This is a genomic window from Paenibacillus sp. FSL H8-0280 (assembly GCF_045040665.1).
GTDB lineage: Bacteria > Bacillota > Bacilli > Paenibacillales > Paenibacillaceae > Paenibacillus > Paenibacillus xylanexedens_A.
Window position 1 is genome coordinate 2,802,595 of sequence record NZ_CP150296.1, and the last position, 20,383, is coordinate 2,822,977.

General features: G+C 46.8%; 18 protein-coding genes. 12 read left to right on the plus strand and 6 right to left on the minus strand.

What is annotated here, in order from left to right:
* Window positions 1–161: 161 nt before the first annotated feature.
* The 6 genes from dctA (at window position 162) to MHI12_RS12720 (ending at window position 7,443) form a co-directional block, all read left to right on the plus strand.
* The gene (dctA, locus tag MHI12_RS12695) at window positions 162–1,517 is read left to right on the plus strand and encodes a C4-dicarboxylate transporter DctA (RefSeq protein WP_036670619.1); all 1,356 of its coding nucleotides are present in this window, start codon (window positions 162–164) and stop codon (window positions 1,515–1,517) included.
* A 368-nt stretch (window positions 1,518–1,885) separates the two neighbouring features.
* Window positions 1,886–3,607, plus strand: coding sequence for an alpha,alpha-phosphotrehalase (treC, locus tag MHI12_RS12700; RefSeq protein ID WP_405172550.1), 1,722 nt, complete (start codon window positions 1,886–1,888; stop codon window positions 3,605–3,607).
* A gap of 28 nt (window positions 3,608–3,635) precedes the next feature.
* Window positions 3,636–5,654, plus strand: a complete 2,019-nt coding sequence (gene treP, locus MHI12_RS12705) for a PTS system trehalose-specific EIIBC component (protein ID WP_405172551.1) — start codon at window positions 3,636–3,638, stop codon at window positions 5,652–5,654.
* A gap of 225 nt (window positions 5,655–5,879) precedes the next feature.
* Complete coding sequence (locus MHI12_RS12710) at window positions 5,880–6,728, plus strand: chemotaxis protein (protein WP_405172552.1); 849 nt, start codon at window positions 5,880–5,882, stop codon at window positions 6,726–6,728.
* Between the two features lie 155 nt (window positions 6,729–6,883).
* Window positions 6,884–7,162: a YkgJ family cysteine cluster protein gene (locus tag MHI12_RS12715; RefSeq protein ID WP_405172553.1), complete on the plus strand. Its 279-nt coding sequence runs from the start codon at window positions 6,884–6,886 to the stop codon at window positions 7,160–7,162.
* Between the two features lie 77 nt (window positions 7,163–7,239).
* On the plus strand, window positions 7,240–7,443 hold the full coding sequence (locus MHI12_RS12720) for a hypothetical protein (protein ID WP_405172554.1): 204 nt from the start codon (window positions 7,240–7,242) through the stop codon (window positions 7,441–7,443).
* A gap of 128 nt (window positions 7,444–7,571) precedes the next feature.
* On the opposite strand, the gene MHI12_RS12725 is transcribed toward MHI12_RS12720, so the two are convergent.
* From MHI12_RS12725 to MHI12_RS12735, 3 genes are all read right to left on the minus strand, one after another.
* A complete protein-coding gene (locus tag MHI12_RS12725; protein WP_405172555.1) occupies window positions 7,572–8,687 on the minus strand; it encodes an AbrB family transcriptional regulator in 1,116 nt (371 codons plus the stop codon).
* Window positions 8,688–8,834: 147 nt separating this feature from the next.
* The gene (locus MHI12_RS12730; protein ID WP_047842666.1) at window positions 8,835–10,145 is read right to left on the minus strand and encodes an MFS transporter; all 1,311 of its coding nucleotides are present in this window, start codon (window positions 10,143–10,145) and stop codon (window positions 8,835–8,837) included.
* Window positions 10,146–10,222: 77 nt separating this feature from the next.
* Window positions 10,223–10,927: an O-methyltransferase gene (locus MHI12_RS12735; protein ID WP_405172556.1), complete on the minus strand. Its 705-nt coding sequence runs from the start codon at window positions 10,925–10,927 to the stop codon at window positions 10,223–10,225.
* A 138-nt stretch (window positions 10,928–11,065) separates the two neighbouring features.
* On the opposite strand from MHI12_RS12735, the gene MHI12_RS12740 reads away from it, so the two are divergent.
* Window positions 11,066–11,962, plus strand: coding sequence for a LysR family transcriptional regulator (locus tag MHI12_RS12740; RefSeq protein WP_036608744.1), 897 nt, complete (start codon window positions 11,066–11,068; stop codon window positions 11,960–11,962).
* A 117-nt stretch (window positions 11,963–12,079) separates the two neighbouring features.
* On the opposite strand, the gene MHI12_RS12745 is transcribed toward MHI12_RS12740, so the two are convergent.
* Window positions 12,080–12,796, minus strand: a complete 717-nt coding sequence (locus tag MHI12_RS12745) for a YoaK family protein (protein WP_405172557.1) — start codon at window positions 12,794–12,796, stop codon at window positions 12,080–12,082.
* A gap of 86 nt (window positions 12,797–12,882) precedes the next feature.
* The gene (locus MHI12_RS12750) at window positions 12,883–13,536 is read right to left on the minus strand and encodes an alpha/beta hydrolase family protein (RefSeq protein ID WP_405172558.1); all 654 of its coding nucleotides are present in this window, start codon (window positions 13,534–13,536) and stop codon (window positions 12,883–12,885) included.
* Between the two features lie 470 nt (window positions 13,537–14,006).
* On the opposite strand from MHI12_RS12750, the gene MHI12_RS12755 reads away from it, so the two are divergent.
* Together MHI12_RS12755 and MHI12_RS12760 are read left to right on the plus strand one after the other, a co-directional pair.
* Window positions 14,007–14,750, plus strand: a complete 744-nt coding sequence (locus MHI12_RS12755; RefSeq protein ID WP_036608962.1) for a GTP pyrophosphokinase family protein — start codon at window positions 14,007–14,009, stop codon at window positions 14,748–14,750.
* Between the two features lie 6 nt (window positions 14,751–14,756).
* On the plus strand, window positions 14,757–15,992 hold the full coding sequence (locus tag MHI12_RS12760; protein ID WP_405172559.1) for a multidrug effflux MFS transporter: 1,236 nt from the start codon (window positions 14,757–14,759) through the stop codon (window positions 15,990–15,992).
* Between the two features lie 137 nt (window positions 15,993–16,129).
* Here the strand turns inward: MHI12_RS12760 and MHI12_RS12765 are convergent, their stop codons facing one another.
* Window positions 16,130–16,774, minus strand: coding sequence for a hypothetical protein (locus MHI12_RS12765; protein ID WP_405172560.1), 645 nt, complete (start codon window positions 16,772–16,774; stop codon window positions 16,130–16,132).
* Between the two features lie 433 nt (window positions 16,775–17,207).
* Here MHI12_RS12765 and MHI12_RS12770 point away from each other — a divergent pair, with 433 nt between their 5' ends.
* From MHI12_RS12770 to MHI12_RS12780, 3 genes are all read left to right on the plus strand, one after another.
* Window positions 17,208–18,161: an iron-hydroxamate ABC transporter substrate-binding protein gene (locus MHI12_RS12770; RefSeq protein ID WP_405172561.1), complete on the plus strand. Its 954-nt coding sequence runs from the start codon at window positions 17,208–17,210 to the stop codon at window positions 18,159–18,161.
* A gap of 166 nt (window positions 18,162–18,327) precedes the next feature.
* Window positions 18,328–18,948 carry a flavin reductase family protein gene (locus tag MHI12_RS12775; protein WP_405172562.1) on the plus strand — a complete coding sequence of 207 codons (621 nt, stop codon included), beginning with the start codon at window positions 18,328–18,330 and terminating at the stop codon, window positions 18,946–18,948.
* 233 nt (window positions 18,949–19,181) lie between these two features.
* A complete protein-coding gene (locus MHI12_RS12780; RefSeq protein WP_405172563.1) occupies window positions 19,182–20,336 on the plus strand; it encodes a type III polyketide synthase in 1,155 nt (384 codons plus the stop codon).
* The last annotated feature ends 47 nt before the right edge of the window (window positions 20,337–20,383 follow it).

Sequence of the window (20,383 nt, forward strand, 5' to 3'; positions counted from 1 at the left end):
ATTCGTCTTTTTTCGGTTTTAGGTTCAATTTTCACCAATAGAGTTGGTACAAATGACAAAAACATTGAAATTCCATTGTTGAACTCCCTTTTAGAATGATATAAAAAGTTACACGGAAACCAAACGGAAATCCGAATTGACCGCAAACAGGGGGAGCGTTCATGTCATTTATGAAATCATTATTTTTTCAAATTATTGTAGCGGTAATCATCGGGATTGGCGTAGGCATTCTGTGGCCGGATCTGGGTAGCTTGCTGCAACCGCTCGGAACAGGTTTCATCAAATTGATCAAGATGATCATCGCACCACTGATTTTCATGGTGATTGTGACAGGTATTGCCAAGATCGGTGATCTGAAGTCGGTAGGTCGCATCGGACTGAAAGCCATCGTGTGGTTCGAGATTGCAACTACCGTTGCGCTGGTACTTGGATTGGGAACAGCTAATCTGCTTCGCCCCGGTGCCGGAATGAACGTGGACCCTTCAACCATAGATGCAAGCGGCATTGAAGCGAAAACCAATGGTTCCGAGTTACCGCATACGGTAGACTTTATCATGAATATTATTCCGACAAGTGTTGTAGATGCCTTTGCACAAAATGCACTTCTGCAAGTATTGCTCGTGGCATGCCTATTCGGGGTTGCGCTGGCAGCAACAGAGAGCAAGGCAAAAGAGAATGTACTGACGCTGATTGAGAACTTGCTCGGCATTGTGTTCCGCATCATCGGTTATATCATGAAACTCGCGCCAATTGGTGCATTTGGAGCCATGGCTTACACGGTAGGTGCCTATGGTGCTTCCACATTATCGTCCTTTGGTTTGTTAATTCTGGCCTGTTACGGCGCAGCGCTGCTATTTTTGGTCATGCTGGCATTGGCTGCCTGGTGGATCACTGGGCTGAATTTCCTGCAATTTGTGAAGTATACCCGTTCTGAAGTGATGCTGGCGATTGGAACCGGATCATCAGAAGTGGTGATGCCACGCATGATGGACAAACTAACCAAGGCGGGTTGTGATCGTGCGGTTGTGGGGCTTGTGGTACCAACGGGGTACTCGTTTAATTTGGATGGCGCTTCAATCTATTTATCGTTGGCCACGGTTTTTGTTGCTCAGGCCGTAGGGATTGAACTGACATTGATGCAGCAAATTACGATTTTGCTGGTGTTGATGTTAAGTTCCAAAGGCATGGCAGGAGTACCTGGCTCCGCATTCTTGGCCCTGTCCGCAACGGCAGTGGCTGTCAATGCTTTTCCGGTAGCAGCGGTTGCTCTGCTGCTTGGTGCAGATCGTTTTATGGATACAATGCGTGTCTTCACAAACCTGATGGGCAACTGTGTTGCAGCATTTGTGGTTGCAAAATGGGAAGGGCTGCTGGATCAAAAGCGAATGCGTGCCGTACTCTCTGGTGAGATCAGTGCTGCTGAACTGGAAAGGGAAGAGCAAGCTGCACTATCTCTATTGAAGTTGAATATGCAGGAAAAACAAGGGAAAGCCGTAGTTTCACCGGAGATGTCGTAAGAAGCGTGTCCCCGCTGTGGTGACTTAGCCAACTGATAGTAAGCGTATCATTTAAATCAACGGAATCATTGACTGATAACAGTAAATTCAATTAACAAGTTCAACCCAATTAGACCGTCTGTTGCCCACTCCAATCGTGGGAAGAACAGACGGTTTCTTGTTGTCCCAATACAGATATCATGGAGTTCACGAACGCAGGCTCCAAAATAAATGTTACAGAGGAAAGATTTATGGGGAATGTGTAGAAGAGGCGAAGAATATACATATTATAGTTTCAACTTGTATATACATGTTTACTTATGTAATATAGATATGAAGTTAACCGAGAACATCACATGAGAGCATTACAATTTATTGGAGGCGTTAACATGAGTTCTAATGACACTACTCCGTCATCTTGGTGGAAGACATCAACGGTGTATCAGGTATATCCGAAGAGTTTTAATGATACAACCGGATCGGGTACGGGAGATATTCGTGGATTAACCGAGAAGCTTGATTATTTGCAGCATCTGGGTATCGATATTGTATGGTTGCAGCCGGTATATGTATCCCCACAGCATGATAATGGATATGACGTAGCGGACTATTACCGGATTAATCCGGATTATGGGACGATGGAGGATTTTGACGAACTGCTGAAAGGTCTGAAGGCTCGTGATATGAAACTGATGATTGATATCGTGGTGAATCACTCCTCGACCGATCATGAGTGGTTCCAGCAATCCCGCTCTTCCAAGGATAATCCGTATCGAGATTATTATATTTGGAAAGATCCTGCCCCGGATGGCGGTGTGCCGAACAACTGGCAATCCAAGTTCGGCGGACCTGCTTGGCAGTATGATGAACAGACGGGACAATATTTCCTGACTTTATTTGATAAAACGCAGGCAGATCTGAATTGGGAGAATGAAGAAGTACGCAAAGCTGTGCGGGATATGATCAAGTTCTGGGCGGATAAGGGTGTGGATGGTTTCCGTATGGACGTGATCAACCTGATCTCCAAAGACCAGCGTTTCCCTGATGATGATGGCAGCGTGTCACCGGGTGATGGACGCAAATATTACACGGATGGACCACGTGTGCATGAGTACATCACCGAGATGTATGATGAAGTATTCGGGCCTCACAACATGGTGACTGTAGGGGAAATGTCCTCCACAACACTGGAACATTGTATCCAATATTCGAACCCGGCTTCCCGGGAGTTTTCGATGACGTTTAACTTCCATCACCTGAAAGTGGATTATCCGAATGGTCAGAAGTGGGAACTGATGCCGTATGATTTCGAAGCGATGAAGCAGCTCTTCAGTGAGTGGCAAACTGGCATGCAGGCCGGTGGAGGTTGGAATGCGCTGTTCCTTAATAACCATGATCAGCCGCGGGCACTATCCCGATTCGCCGACGATGGTGATTATCGTGCCGAAAGTGCGAAGATGCTTGCAACAACGATACACGGCATGCAAGGTACACCTTATGTCTACCAGGGTGAAGAGATCGGCATGCCGAATCCGGTCTGGAATGACGTTAGCGAGTTCCGCGATATCGAATCAACGAACATGTACCGCCTGCTTCAGGAAGAACGAGGTAAATCCGCTGAAGAAGCTTTCAACATTGTAAAAGAGCGTTCCCGGGACAACTCCCGCACACCGATGCAGTGGAATGGAAGTAAAAACGCCGGATTTACTACCGGAACACCTTGGCTGAAGGTGGATGAGCGGTATCCTTCCATTCACGTGGAACAGCAGCTGGCTGATCCAGATTCGATCTACTACCACTACCGCAAATTAATTGCCCTGCGTAAACAGGTTAACGTGCTGACCGACGGTCTGTATGAACGATTGGACGATGCACACCCGAATGTATTCGCGTACGCACGGACCAATGGAAGTGAAACTCTGATTGTTGTATCCAACTTCAGTAAACGAGACGTCACGTTCTCGCTTCCGGAAGCGGTCTGGAATGATCACATTGCAGGCAAATCAGCAGAGTTACTCATAGGAAATACGGAGGCAGCCCCTGCGCTGACGCAGGAAATCTCTCTCAGTCCGTATGCATCCTATATGTGGCTTGTGCCACAACAGGACTAATCACATTTTATAAATAGGAAGTGACACTATGGCAATCGATAAAAAACAGGTTGAGGAGATCGTCCGGGCTGTCGGTGGCAAAGAGAATATTGAAGCTGCTACACACTGTGTTACACGACTCCGGTTTGCCTTGTACGATGAGAGTAAAGTGGATACTGAAAGTCTGGATCAGAATGATCTGGTCAAAGGACAGTTCTCTTCCCAAGGACAATTCCAGGTCGTTATTGGGCCTGGTCTGGTGGATAAAGTCTATGATGAGATGATTCAGATTACCGGGGGAGATCGTTCTTCCAAGGATGATGTGAAGGCGGTTGCTGGTAAAAAGCAAAATCCAATCCAGCGAGCGATTAAAACACTCTCGGATATTTTCATTCCGATCTTGCCTGCAATCATTACGGCAGGTCTTTTGCTCGGGATTAACAATATTCTGACAGGTCCAGGCATTTTCTTTGATGGAAAATCACTGGTGGATGTTTATCCAGCCTGGAAGGATCTTGCGTCCATTATTAATACGATTGCAAGTACAGCCTTCACGTTCCTGCCGGCGCTAATTGGTTGGGCAGCTGTAAAAAGGTTCGGCGGCAGTCCGCTGCTCGGGATCGTGCTGGGTCTCATTCTGGTACATCCCGATCTGCTGAGTGCATATGGTTACGCTGATGCTGTGAATAATGGCACGGTGCCAACATGGAATCTGTTCGGTTGGGAGATTGAGAAGATCGGTTATCAAGGGCAGGTTCTACCGGTACTGGTATCGGCGTATCTGCTTGCAAAGATGGAGATTTTCCTGAACAAAAGGGTACATGATTCAATTAAACTGCTGGTCGTTGCACCGGTCACGTTGCTGATTACCGGATTCCTGGCCTTCACGATCATTGGACCAGTTACATTCGCCATTGCGAATGCAATTACTTCCGGCTTGATCTATGTTTACGATTCATACGCGGCGCTAGGTGGTCTGATCTACGGTGGTCTATACGCTTTGCTTGTTATCACCGGTATGCATCACACGTTCCTTGCGGTAGATGTTCAGCTCATCGGTAGTCAGGGCGGAACGTTCCTGTGGCCGATGCTGGCATTGTCCAATATCGCACAGGGTTCAGCGGCACTTGCGATGATGCTTGTCCTGCGTGAAAAGAAAATGAGAGGACTTGCGGCAACGTCCTCCGTGTCGGCCTTCCTCGGGGTAACCGAGCCGGCGATCTTTGGTGTTAACATTCGTTACCGTTATCCGTTTATCTTTGGTATGATCGGTTCCGCGATTGGTGGTGTGTTGCTGACGATGAATAATGTTCAGGCAACCTCCATCGGTGTAGGTGGCGTACCGGGATTCCTTTCGATTTTCCCTGACAAATGGGGCGTCTTCTTCATCGGCATGGCGATTGTTCTGGTTGTACCGTTTGTACTGACCGTCCTTTTTGGTAGAGCCAAACTGAGAAAAGAAGATCGTAGTGCAAGCTATGAAACCGTTAATGAGCCTAAAGCGGCTACATCGCAGTCTGCTTCAGGTGTTACCTCTTCAACTGCAAAAACAGATCCAAACCAGCGCACACGTAGTGCAGCTCAAGTAGGGGTCGAAGCAGTGAATACGCTGGAAATCATGGCGCCATTAACAGGCCAGGCTGTGTCACTGGAGCAAGTACCTGATCCGGCTTTTGCTGAGAAACAGATGGGTGAAGGTGTAGCGATTGAACCTTCCGGCAACGTTGTTGTTGCCCCGTTTGATGCTCAGGTAGCTCATGTGATTAAAAGCAAACATGCGGTGATTCTTGAACACGCAAGTGGATTACAAGTTCTGATCCATGTCGGGATTAATACAGTATCCCTCAAGGGTGAAGGCTTCAACATGCATGTGGAAGCTGGCGAGCATGTAAAAGCTGGGCAAAAACTGTTGGAGTTTGATCGTAAGGTAATTGAAGATGCGGGATACCCGCTGATTACACCGATTATCATTCCGGATGGTCAAGATATGGTTGAACGGGTGGAAGTCACGACAGGTGATGTTACATCTAATCAAAATGGTGTGCTGAAGGTTCATCTGAAAGGTTAATTGAATACAAAAACAAGAAGGGGCTGCGTGATGCGCAGCTCCTTTTTGTTGTATGATCGTTATTTTCATGACGATCATGGTAAACTGTATATAAAATGGAAGAATCACATTTTTAAAATAATGGTGGTTGGAAAGGTTTTTCTGACAAAGCAAGCTTCAGGCATGTTCGAGTCGTGGCGTTCATATGGTGGAGGAAGAGTTCCTAGATCGATGAGGAGGAGAGCCATGACACGTATTGCGGTGATGGTCATTCATGGGCTGGGTATGCGGAAGGATGGGTACGCGGACAAGCTGATTGCTTGTTTGCATAAGGAATTGGACAAGGTAATGGTCTTGCCTGGAGCCTCCAAACAGATGCTGGATATCGAACCTGTATATTGGGCGGATGTATTTGAGGAGCGGGAAGAGGCGCTCTTTCAACAGCTCGTCAGCTCTCCGGGATTGAACTTTCAGGCGTTGCGCCGATTTGTCATCCATTACCTGGCTGATGCGGTTGCTTATCAACCGGTGGAAAATCAAGGCCATAACTACGATGCCGTACATCGAACGTTGAATCAGGCGATGCATACCCTTTCACAGCGCAATGGACCGGAAGCTCCGCTCTGTGTGGTTGCCCATAGTTTGGGTGCCGTAATCGCGAGTAACTTCTTCTACGATCTGCAATATCCGTCCAGTCGTGTGCCTGAGATTGTGGATGTGAACTCCGCTCTGGAGCGGGGGGACACGTTGACCAATTTTTACTCGTTTGGTACAACCCTGCCCTTATGGAGCTTGCGTTACCATGACTTTAGTTGCCCAATTCAAGTGCCCTCTTCCCATGTGAATCAGTATTATGCCGGACTGGAAGGGGAATGGGTGAACTTCTACGATCGGGATGATATTCTCGGTTATCCGTTACGCCCCATTGATCCCGCTTATGAGAAAGCGGTCAAAGAAGACATTGAAGTGAACTCTGGCGGCGTGGCAATGAGTTGGAACCCGCTAAGCCATGGGGGGTATTTTTCAAATCGAAGCATGAATCGGAGAATTGCTCAGGGACTTGCTCGAACCTGGACTTGGATAAATCGCTCATAATATCAGAGGTAGTTCAAAAAGTCCGCTTTTGATTACGAAGGATGCCTACTGGCATCATCAGCATCGAATATGGAATTTAGCCCATCTTCTTGGTACTGAAAACCGATCTTTTTGAACATGTATTGTAAGTGTATTGAAATTAGGAGGGAATATGTATGGAATGCAGGACAGGCTGTGCCGCATGTTGTATCGCGATTTCCATATCATCACCGATACCAGGCATGGCTCATGGCAAGCCGGCAGGTGTACGTTGTGTGCAGCTTACGGATGATAATCGCTGCGGAATTTTTGGCCAAAAGGATCGTCCTGCGGTATGCAGTGGATTGCAAGCTGAGGAAGAGATGTGTGGTAACACTGATCAGGAAGCCTTTGATATTCTAACCTGGTTGGAGCAAGAAACTGCACCAAAGGTCATTGTACCGAAAGTAGTTTGAATGACTTGTTTTAATTAAATAGGATAATTATACTTAATATGGAAGAAGGTCGATCAGAGAGAGGAGACGCGAATACAATGGGGCTTGTTAAACGTTTTGTATTGGTTGTTGTGAATATGATCGGAGAGTTATGGCTGGGGTTTTACCGACGTAACTCAGATTATTATGACCATCAGACTTCGGAGTCCAAAAGTAAGATTGGCTATTATGCATTTATTATTGGGGCAACAGTGGCTACGGTGGGCATTGTAGGCTGGATGTACAACCGAATATATTCATAATTAGTCATTATGCTTAAAATTGAATGAGGCAAAATGCTGAAGTAGAGTCTGTACAAATATAAGAGAGTATCCACAGGATGTGACATCCAATGGATACTCTCTTTGGCATGGAATCAGACAAGATATGATCATTGAAGATAGGGTTTAGCTTTCTTTTCTTTCAACATATGTACAAGAATCATCTTCAGTACGGAAGAGACGATGAAAAAGATAAACAGGATGCGGAACAATTGATACCCGGATACAACCGAAAGATCGGCATTCACTTCATGTGCCATAATACTCATCTGATCCATCCCGCCAGGGGCCATACTGAGTAGTGAGGTTGCCGCGGAGAGGGAGAACACATTCATTAACAGATAACTCAATCCAAGCGCACCAGCAATGAGAAGTACACTGCTAGTCACCGCTAGAGTGACTGTCTGTGTTTTGCGTTGCAACTGTTCCGGCTTGAGCATCAGTCCAACGTGACTGCCAATCATCAATTGCGATACATTTAAGAGGGAGGTTGGCAGGCTGGGTGTGTGCATCGTTGTACTTAATTGAACGACACACATGACAAACATGGGACCCAGCATAAAGGCCGTCGGAAACCGGAGTTTGCGTGCAACCCATGCACCCGCTACACAGAGCGGAGCATAGACAAGAATCTCCGGGAAAAGGGAACCCCACGTCGCTACGTCAATGAACGGATGATCCAAACCTCCACCTGCGGTACCTCCAATCCAAGGACTGAACAGTAAGAACGGAACACAGAAGACAATCATGATCAGCCGAGTCACCTGCAAAAAAGTAACCAGCGTCAGATTGATGGATTTCATCTCTTCTGCAAGGGACACCATCTGGGATAGTCCTCCTGGAATGCTGCCAACCAGCAGGGAGGGGAAATCAAAGTCGGTTACCTTTGAAGCGATGTAGGCCGTAATTACACACAATCCGATTAACAGCAAGGTCATCAGCAACATCATGGGAAGTTGTTGCAAAATGCCGTGCAGTGACTCTTTTGTTAAGGTGAGTCCAATGGAATAACCAACAATCAAAATGCCATAGTCCCGAATGGAGGCAGGCCACATGAGCGGCCATTTGGCTACTTGGGAGCCAAGCAGCATGAATACCATTGGCCCAAGCAACCACGGGATCGGTGTATGAATGACTGTGAACAGCAATCCGCCAAGAACGGAGACACCCAGACTAAGAAAAAACCGAAAGACAACGTGGGAACCAAGCTTGCGCATCAGTTCCATCCGTTTAGCCTACCGGTTGAATGAGGTGGTATGAGATTCAGGTATGCATTCAGGTTTAATGAAGGATTCATGTTCATGTGTGATCACTCCTGATGATGAGATACGTTGCGTTATCTGCGGAACACCAAGCTGCTTCTGTTCAACTTATCAAGATCCTGCAAGAGCCGTAGCGGAAGGCTTGGGTTCTCTGAACATTACAAAGTACATCAGTGATGAAATAACGTATAGACATCCTGTGATGCTGAATGTGATTGCATAACCCCAATACGTTCCGTACGTGGTGACCAGATAGGATTGGACAGGTCCCATGGTAGCCCAACCGATCATGAACGAGGTCTGCATCAGTGAATTGGCAATGCCGCGGCGTTTGTCAGAGATCCGATCCACCAGTATGGCTGAATGAATGGGATTGGCTGCGTTCATCAATGCTTGTCTGAATAAGAAACTGAGCGAAGCAATGAACAACAGATTGGTGAAGCCTGTTAATAGAAGGAAGGGCAGCGACATGACCTGGAAAATGACAACGGCTCTTACGCTTCCGACCTTTGCCGCCAGGGTAGGACCAATCAGCATGGATACAATCGTCATAATCTGACCAAGTGCAATCAGTAAGCTCATGCCGCTCAGAGAAACCGAGAACCGATTGGTGAAATACAGATTCAGATACGGTACAACCAGTCCAGAACCTAATCCAATTAACAACTGAGTCACTATAAACTGACCAATCAGTCGGGAATCTTTTTTCTTCGTGATCGAATCGTCCGTGCTTGGGTTATTCGTTAAACTTTCTTTTAAATCTGCATTGGGCTGAAGAACGGGTTGCGCCGGAATTGTTGTCTGCGGAGCAGCCTTGCCTTCGGTTACAAATAACAGTGGAATAAATGCAGCTAGTGTTGCTGCACCACCGACAAATAAAACCGTCTGCAATCCGGTCACTTTGGCGAGTCCTGCCGTATGTAACAAATCTGCGAATACACCGCCACCCAGGCTACCAAGCACCTGGGAAGCGAGCACAAGAGATGAATAATAACTGAACATCTTCAGCCGCTGACTTTTCTTGACGTTTTCCGCCAGATAAGGAATGGCTAGTACTTGGAACACCCCAGCGAAAAGGCCAGAGAATACCGCGAACCAGATCAGTCCTGTAGCCGAATAATCGAAGGAGCGTCCGATCAGAAAGATTCCGCTGAATAACGCCCCGGTAATGAGTAATCGCTTGCGGCTGAACAGATCACCGCATAGACCGATAGGAACAAACATAATGGCTGTTGCGAGTGATTGAATACTTACAATCTGGCCGTTCATTGTATCATTATAGCCCAGACCCTGAATGTACAGATTGTACAAGACAGAGAACATGCCATTTCCGATCTGATACAGAATGCTAGCCAGGAAAAACAGTTGAATATTGCGGGACCAGCCGCGAATTTCATCATTAATATGTTGTAAAACTCTCAAGTGGTTCCCCCCAGTCTGCCTGTGCAGTGATTCCAGTTTAACAGGAAAGGGGAATTTGCGGAAGAATTGACCACTGTTTATTTTGGTTCAGGGGCATCAATCACACGAGCAATGACGAATCCATCGTAACCTTTGCTACCAACCGTTTGCAGTGCTGTAGCTTCAAGTCGAGGGTGATCCGCGATCAACTGCAGGAATGATCGAACGCCCTGAACTCTGGGGTCTGTGCTGTCTGTCCGGATCACTTCACCGTCTCTGACGATATTATCACCAATAATAACACTCCCCGGCCGAGTCAGTCGCAGGGCCCATCTCAGATAATCTGGATTACTCGGTTTGTCAGCATCGATGAAGATCATATCAAATGGTTCCCTGTATTCTTCCTGAACATCGGGAAGGGTGGTAAGGGCAGGACCAACTCTCAGGTCAACCTTGTGCATCAGTCCTGCTCGTGTAAGATTGGCTCGGGCCAAGTCTGCATGGTGTGATTCCGATTCCAGTGAGACGATGCGTCCGTGTTCAGGCAGCGCTCTTGCCATCCAGATGGTACTGTATCCACCCAATGTGCCGATTTCAAGTACACGGGATGCACCTTGGATTTGCAGCAGGAGTTGAAGTAACTTTCCTTGATTTGGTGTTACGTCATGAGCAGGGAGTCCAGCTTCGGCATTGCTTTGCAGTGTATGTTCCAGCAGGGAATCTGATGGAATCAGCAGATCATTCATGTAGTCGTCGACTTGAGTCCAGGTATGCTGTAGGTTGGTCGTATTTATATTTTTCATCTTCACATGTTCCTTCCTTGTTTCTTGTATTGGATTTCATATTTCAACTATAAATGGAGTAGATATATAAATAAAATATATGTTATGTATGTTAATATAAATTTAGATTATGTATTTGACGTGGAAGAGGTGTAACACATGAATCTGCATGGATTACGATTATTTCATGCCATCGTGAGATATGGCGGGGTCACTCGTGCCGCAGAGGAACTAAATATTAGTCAGCCAGCAGTATCTTCTCAGGTGAAGAAGTTTGAACGTGAATTGGGAATCCAGCTTTTTGTTTCGGAGGGAAGGAGACTGGTGCTAACGGATGCGGGGATACAGTTAACAGGTTATGCGGAACGTCTGTTCATGCTGGAGCAGGATGTCGAGAATTTTGTGCAGGATTTTCGGGAGGGCAAGAAAGGACTGATCCGTCTTACGGCAACCTACTTGCCTTCAAATTTTCTGTTGCCGGGCTGGATTGCGCGGTTTAAGCAAATGCACGAGGATGTGGAGATTGTTGTGAGCACAACCAACACCCGGATGGCTTTTGACCAATTACTTCGTTATGAGGCAGAGATTGCAGTGTATGGTGGAAGTGGCATTACACATGCAGGTGTCCAATGGGATGAATTGTTTGACGATGAGATGTGGTTTGTTGTGCACCCTGACCATCCGTATGCGGGAAAAGAAATCGAGCTGCATGAGATGATGGCAGAACCGTTCATCATGCGAGAAGAAGGCAGTGCTACACGTGAGCGACTCGTTTCCCTTTGCACAACAAATAACCTGGCCGCTCCCCGCATTGCGCTTCAGTTCAACGGGCTGAACGAAACGATCAGTGCGGTGAAGGCAGGTTATGGGGCCAACTTTATATCTTCTTTGGTTGTGAACGAAGATGTGCAGCAAGGCAGGCTGGCACGTGTGTTTGTTCGAGGTGTACAGCTGAGAAATACGGTTGCCGTATGTACACGAGCCGGGGAGGTATTATCACCTGCTGCACAGCATCTGGTCAAGCTTATCCGCCAAGAAGCTGCTTTGATGAAATAAATAGCGTGATTGTACTTAAAATAACTTAAAATACGTGTTCAAAAAGACCAGTTTCCAGTGCCCTATAACGGAATTTTGAACAGCCTCTTGAACATGGACAGGTTGCTTCTTCAACTATTAACTTTCGCTTTGTTGTGAAGTTCCCCATGCATGTAATCGGGCGTATAGGGTTACGCCGCCAATGATCAGGACAGGAATCCAGACTGCAATCATGGGCACACGATGGAATAACAATGCGGCTGCAATGACGCCGATCAAATAGATGACAACAGCACCTGCACGAAGGTAGGCGTCTGTGGACAAGGCTTTGGTTAACGATCGGATATTAGCATGTCGCAGCTTTTTAAGGATGTTTACGGTATCCTCAACCACAGCGGCCAAATTATTGGTGAGCACGGTTGTTGAGATGCCAGCAATGCCAATGCGGCGTGCCGCAGTTGTTTGCATCCCCATTGCAACGGCTAGAATGACAATTAACAGATAAGACAGTTGCTCTGAAAATGGACTAATCATGGCGATGGCGAACAGCAGCAGCAAAATGCTTTCAACAGTAAATACGGCTGTGACCTTGGAAGACCAGCCATTTTTGGTATGCACAGGTCCAACCATATGTGCTGCAATGGCATTGCCGGCAATAAAACCGATGAGAGCAAGCAATGACCGCAGCACGACAAATTCCTGAGCACGGGCAATGGCAATACCTAACAAAACAATATTTCCCGTCATATTGGCTGTGAGCACATGCCCCAGTCCCAGATATCCGATCAGGTCCACCATTCCGGCAGACATGCAGAGAAGCAACATGGCGTATTTTTGGAGGGTGCTTTGATTCATCCTATCCGTCCTTTCAAAAAAACGTAGCCCCTCCAGTATACAGCCATAACCCACGCTTCTTCAAAATGAAATTCATAGCGCAAGACTTAAGGTGCAGCGAGCCAATCAAACATATTGTTCACCGCTGACTCATGTATTTTCTCGTGAAAATGATGATCCTGCCCGCCATAAGCGTGAAATGTGACGTCTGCACCTCGCCGCTTAAGCCAGTGGTACATTCGGGTTCCGTGACTATAATTCACCTGTGTATCTGATGTACCATGCATGATTAGCACAGGACAAGATAGTTTGTTCGCTTTCGACAAGGGAGAACGGGCGAGATAAGCTTCTGGAACCGTGCGTGGGGAACCACCCAGCACCCGTTTCAATGTGCGCCTCAGGTCGGTTCGCTCATGGTAAGTGCGTTCCACATCGGCGACACCGCTCCAAAGAACTAACTTATGTACTCTGTCAGGTCCCTCATTATAGGTCGTTGCGGTATGTACAGCATTAATGGCCCCACGGGAGAACCCCATTAACGATATCCGAGTCGAGTCGACAAAGGGTAAACGCTGTATCAACCGGTAAGCGGCATGCACATCTTCGGCATCTTTCCCGCCATACTCGTCACGACCTTCACCGCCTTCGTTGCCACGATAGGATGGGGCGAACACGATATAACCTTTATGTACAAATTGCTCAAGCCAAACGGTATTTACCCCGCCATAGCTGCCTAGTCCGCCGCGACAATAGATCAGCACAGGCTATTGTTCCTGTGTGTGTGCGATATCATGCATTCTGGCAGAAGGGTAGTGGCTGGCGAGTGGTTGCAAATGTAGAGATGTATGTAAGGAAGCGAATTCCGGAAAGGCAGAGGAGACAGAGCCGGGATGAGAAGGTTCATATGTCGTGATATCAGGTAATGAACAACCTTGTGGCAGGTATAAATAAGCTTTAACCCGAAGTGTATCGGATGAATACGTCACTTGATAGAGCAGGAAAATCCACCTCTTTTATTAATAATTGCGGGCCAAATGAAAGGGATGCTTCTATAGGATGTGCGTAAAATAAGTTCCCATACCTTCCAGGCTGAATCGCCAGCCCAAATGTGAGAAATTCGTTTATTGGCTCCATATGATTTATAATGGTTCAGGAGACATGTGGATTGACCGCTTGTTCTCATATTCATAAAACTAATTTTAGTGTGCAGAAAGAAAGGGAGAAAGCCATGATGAACGCTCCACATCCAATCGATCAATTCAAGAAATTCAAATATGAAATTACCAGATTTATGATGATCTATAAATTTGCTCTGGATCAAATGGAGACCAAGATTGAAGTCCTGAAGGAAGAATTCCAGTCTCTGCATGATTACAGTCCAATTGAGCATACAAAGTCCAGACTGAAATCACCTGAGAGCATTATGAACAAGATGTTCCGCAAAAATCATGAGTTAACGTTTGAGAGCATCAAGCAAAATATCAAGGATATCGCTGGGGTACGGATTACATGTTCCTTTATCTCGGATATCTATCGCATTAAGGATATGCTGTGCAATCAGAGTGATCTGCGTGTACTGGAGGTCAAAGACTACATCGAGAATCCAAAGCCAAACGGCTACCAAAGCCTTCACCTACTGGTGGAAGTGCCTGTGTACATGTCCAATGGTGAGGAACGAGCATGTGTGGAGATCCAGATCCGTACAATCGCGATGGATTTCTGGGCGAGTCTGGAGCATAAGATTTTTTATAAATACAATAAGGATGTTCCCGAGCATTTGACGAGAGAGTTAAAGAGTGCGGCAGATTCGGCAAATGCGCTGGATCAACAGATGGAGCGACTTCACCGGGAAATTCAGGAGATTAAGGACGCCGATAACGAGCGGGATGAAGAAGAACTGCGCCGTATTATTATTAACAATCAACAGTTCACACTGCCATCCAACCTGCTCAAGCTGCTGGGTAGCGGGGAGTAGTATTTGATGAAAAGTACAACAGCTTCATTGAACACAAACTCCACATCTCGTGTACGGATGGCTTTAATTCTGGGGACACTGTCGGCCTTCGGGCCGTTGTCCCTGGATATGTATTTACCCGCATTGCCCACGCTGGCTGATGAGTTTGGTTCATCTACATCGTATGCTCAACTCAGTCTGACGGCGTGTATGATTGGACTTGCGGTTGGACAGTTGCTTGCCGGACCTCTAAGTGATATACGTGGTCGGCGAACACCGCTCATTGCAGGGCTTGTGCTCTATACTATCGCCTCCATACTTTGCCTGGTCAGCCCTACGATGGGCTCTTTTGTTGTGCTGCGGTTCATTCAAGGTGTAGCTGGAGCGGCAGGGATTGTCATCTCCCGCGCAATCGTCAGAGACGTATATTCGGGCCCTGAACTGACACGGTTCTTCTCCCTGTTAATGCTGATTAACGGCGTAGCTCCGATTGCTGCACCGATTATTGGTGGACAATTGTTGACGTATACGTCGTGGCGCGGCGTATTTATTTTGCTCAGCCTTATCGGTATACTGACGCTGTTGGCTGTCATTTTCGGTCTTGGAGAGACATTGCCTTCCAACCGCAGATCAAGCGGGGGATTGAAACAGACATTAATTACGTTTCGCCAAATCGCAGGGGATCGTCAGTTTATGGGTTATGCGTTAACACAAGGGTTTGTAGCTGCTGGCATGTTTGCGTACATATCAGGTTCACCGTTTGTGCTTCAGAAAATATACGGGGTATCCCCGCAAATGTTCAGTGTCTGCTTCGCCATTAACGGGGTAGGCATTATTCTGGCCAGTCAGATTGCTGGCAGACTTGCAGGAAAGATATCAGAGACTCGCCTGTTAATCGCGGGGCTGCTAACCGCGGCGCTCGGCGGAACTTCACTGCTCATCGCCATTCTGGCTGGAGGTAATCTAATTTCTGTACTGATTCCTTTATTTCTGGTGGTATCCAGTGTTGGGTTGGTCAATACCGCGTCCTTTGCCTTGGCGATGGCTAATCAGGAGAAATCGGCAGGCAGTGCGTCTGCGCTTATTGGTGTGATGACGTTCCTGTTCGGCGGTATTGTCGCTCCCCTCGTAGGTCTCGGGGGAGAAGGAACAGCTGTGCCAATGGGAATCGTTATTGCGTGTGCTGATCTCGGTGCCTTGGTGATTTATTTCCTAATGGTCAGTAGAGGCAGGAAGCGCCAGAACGATCAAGTGTTCAGTTAAATGTACTGATTCTGAACATCTTACGTTTGTGGAGTCTTAGTAATGTAAAGGTACATCTGGATAAAAGAACGAACAAGAGCCTCACTTGGAAGGAATCATGCTTCCAAGTGGGGCTCTTGCTGTAGGTAAGGACAGGTTTAGCAGAGCGCAAACAAAATTTGTGTATTGGACAGTATACCTGGCGTGAGGAATGGATAAAAGTACCCCACCACAAAACCAAACAGATTAATCGCAGGCCACATCAGGTAGACATCATTGTATGTGAAGACAAGGGACCATCGGTTGTAACAAAAGTTGGGCAGCGCACGTTCTTCGTTATCTCGTGGTGCCGCTGCACCAGTCTGTGCAAATTGCACCGCTTGAGTGAGGCTTTGCGGCTGTTGCTGGAGGAAGAGCGGGAGCAGACCCGGGCTGCTTTTGATCAGGTTATACAGAAAAAGCATTTCTGCCGGAGGCTGACCTACCGGACGAGGATAGGCACTAAGCAGGGTGGGCAGATTGCCTTGAGTCAGTTGAGCAGGTACGCCCGGTGCTGTACCCGGGATTGTACCTGGAATGCCTCCGGGGATATATGGACCGGGCCCTCCGCCTGGAATGTAGGGAGGATAGGAGCCTTGACCGCCAGGTATACCAGGAAACGTCGGACCACCCGGTGTGCCGCCACCTCCTGGGAACAATGGAGGCAATTGAAAGGAACGGTCTTCTCCATAACTTAGATAAGGGTTATATTCGTAATACATGTACAGAACATCCTTCCTGTCGTCGTATTCTGCATTCAGCATATGGCGGCATCCGCCTATATGTGAGTGCCGCCAAGAAGATTGTATATGATCTATATAGTTGAACTAATCATTTACACAAAACGGAGAGGATAGAAAAAACCTGAAAAAGCGAAGCGCTCGCATTTATTACCGGATTTTCCCTTAGAGAAAGGGGAATCTATAAAATCTGGGGATAACAGCGATTGGAAGGTTGTTCTATCATCGTAGTGTCAGTGTAAACAATCTGTAGTTCAACGTATAGTGCAGAGCATAATCGAATTGACAACTGAACTGATAACAATTATCATTGTCAATGGAATTGGTCAAATGTACATACGGATATTATATGTATCAATAATAGTATCATTTTTGAACGTAGATATCTGTCACAATCACGCCGACTAACGTTTCCATATTGAAAGGGGATAATAAATTGTTTAAGAGAAATAGAAAGATGATTACACTTTTGATTACGGTGATGGTCATGTCCATCTGGTTAGCAGCATGTGGAGCGAAGCCGGCAGAGAACGACACAACAACCGAGACAGAGACACAAACAGAAGCGGCTACAGAGCGCACATTAACAGATGCTATGGGACACAAAGTAACCATCCCCGCAAATCCGGAGCGCATCATCGCTTCTTATCTGGAAGACAATCTGGTAACACTAGGTGTTAAGCCAGTTGCCCAATGGTCCGTAGCCAACGGAATTCAGGAATATTTACAAAAAGATCTGAATGGTATTCCAACGATTGCTTTCGATCTGCCTTTTGAAGCGGTAACAAGTTTTAATCCGGATCTGATTATTATCGGTTCCGAAAGTGTAGTTGAAGGAGAGAAGTACGAACAGTACAGTAAGATTGCACCGACGTACGTACTCGGTGATGAGATTAATAGCGACTGGCGCAAAACGCAGCTGAAAATCGGTGAAATTTTGAATAAAAGTGCCGAAGCACAAAAAGCGCTGGATGAATACGAAGTTAAAGCTACAGAAATCAAGGAAAAGATCAACACAGTTACAGGGGGAACGAAATCGGCAGCGGCTATTTGGTTGGTTAGCGGCAAGTTCTTCATCGTAAGTGACAATGTATCGAGTGGAGAAGTAATGTACAAAGAACTGGGACTTGTAGAGCCTGAAGTTGTAAAAGAAATCTCTGCCAATGCGACAGGTAACTGGTCTTCCATCTCAATGGAGAAATTGGCTGAAATGGATGTAGACTACTTGTTCTTTGTGAATAGTGATGAAGGTACAGGGTCAGAAGCACTGAAAGATCCGGTATGGCAAAGTATCCCGGCTGTGAAAAATGGTAATCTGTTCGAGTTTACCCGTTCCAGCAGCTGGTTGTATAGTGGAGTTCAAGCGAACCTTCAAATTATGGAAGACATTCAAAAGAGCATTGTTAAATAAGAAATGGTCAAATGTATAACATGTTTGAACTCCTTGGTGCAATGCACACCAGGGAGTTTTTTGTTAATACAGCATTTTAGGATATATAATAAAGAAGTTAGTTTATTGTATTGTCATGAAGTAGAGTTGTTATTTACTTCACGAGCAGGGAAGGGGATATTTACATATGTATACATTGGATCCACGTGAAATAACGGGAAGAGACAACTATAAACTGATGAGTGGTTCGGTGGTGCCGCGTCCAATAGCTTTTGTGACGACACGTTCAGATGAGCATGGTGTGATCAATGCAGCGCCTTTTAGTTTCTTTAATGTGGTTAGTTCGGACCCACCGCTGTTATCCATATCCATTGCACGTAAAGACGGTATCATGAAAGATACCGCACGTAATGTGCTTGCTCATAATGAACTGGTCGTGCATATATGTGATGAAGCAATCATAACAGAAGTGAATGAGACAGCAGCCATACTGGAACCCCACGAAAGTGAGCTTGAGCGGACGAAACTGACTACAGTGCCAAGTACAAAGGTCACCGTCCCAGGAATAAAAGAAGCACTTATTCGAATGGAGTGTGAGCTGTATCAGCACATTCCCATCACGAATGATGAGGGCAAACCCGCGAGCGACTTACTGCTTGTGCGCATTATACAGTATCATTTCAGCGAACAAGTCTACAATCCGGACAAGGGCTATATCCTGATGGATCATTTGAAACCAGTCAGCCGACTGGCGGGTAATGATTATGCCAAACTTGGGGAGAGATTTACTATAATTCGGCCTGAGTAGTTCTGACAGATCGAATATGTAATATAGGAACGGGTTTAATCCGGTAGCAAAGGCGGACAGCACGTGCGAAACTCGCATATGTTGTTCGCCTTTGCTTGTTAATATGAACATAAACAGGACAGGTAGTGAATAGACTTGTACTATATCCTGCACACATGTCATATGAACCTATTTTATATATAGGTTGTTTAAAAAGCCTACTTTTGAACACGTACTATAAGGGGGTTAAGCCGATGAACCAGCTTGAGGCAACTACTGGGGCAAGTATTATGGGAATAGGAACGGCGTGGCCTGCCCACCGTATTGAGCAAAAGGATGTGTCTGCCCGTCTCGCGCAAGCGCTGGAACATGAGCCAGATGCGAGAAGGTGGGCCAAACGAATCTTTAATCAGTGCGGTGTGGAGACTCGTTATACATGTGAACCGAATCTGCTTGAGCCTGTGGAGGCTTGCCGATATTTACCCTTTACTTCTGTGGAGGAAGTCCCGACTACAGCCGAGCGTATGGCCAAATACAAAGCTGCTGCTGTTCCACTTAGTCTGGAAGCGTCCGGACAGGCCCTTCAGGATGCAGACGTATCCTCTACGGAAATTACACATCTCATTACGGTGAGTTGCACGGGGCAATTCCTGCCCGGACTTGATGTTCGGCTGATCCAGCAGCTTGAACTGTCACCGCAGATCAACCGGATTCCACTGGTGTTTCAAGGATGTGCGGCCGGTCTGAAGGCGATCCAACTGGCGAATTCCATTGTAACGGCAGATCAGAAGGCTAAGGTTCTCATCGTGTGTGTGGAACTATGCACACTTCACTTTCAGCCATCTGCCAAACGGGACGACCTGTATGCCGCATCGTTCTTCGGAGACGGTGCCTCTGCCTGCGTCATAGGTGCGTCCGGAACAGGCCGTAATGAATGTTTTCGACTAGGCCGAGGGCACTCGACGCTGCTCCCGGATTGTGCAGAAGAGATGATCTGGGAAGTGGGCAATACAGGCTTCGATCTCTACCTGTCACCTCAGATTCCGAAGCTGCTTGGGTTGCATCTCGGTCCAGAGGTAGAACGGTTGCTGGAGGGGAGCGCTTTACCGGAAATATGGGCAATCCATCCGGGAGGCAGAGGCATCGTGGATGCCGTGCAGAAGCTGTATCAGTTGACAGATGAGCAGGTCTCCTACAGCCGAAACATCCTGCGGGATTATGGCAACCTGTCTTCCGTGACGATTCTTTTTGTTCTTCAAGCCATCCGCGAGGATTACAGACAGAAGGAAGAGCATTCCAGTGGGATTGCGCTGGCCTTTGGCCCGGGACTGACGGCAGAGTTACTTCCTTTTACATACATCCCTGCCCCCATAGCGAATAGAACACCTGTGAATCATGGCATTCAATAGTTCACGAACCCGAGTGAGGTAGATATACACCGCAAGTGTATGAATGT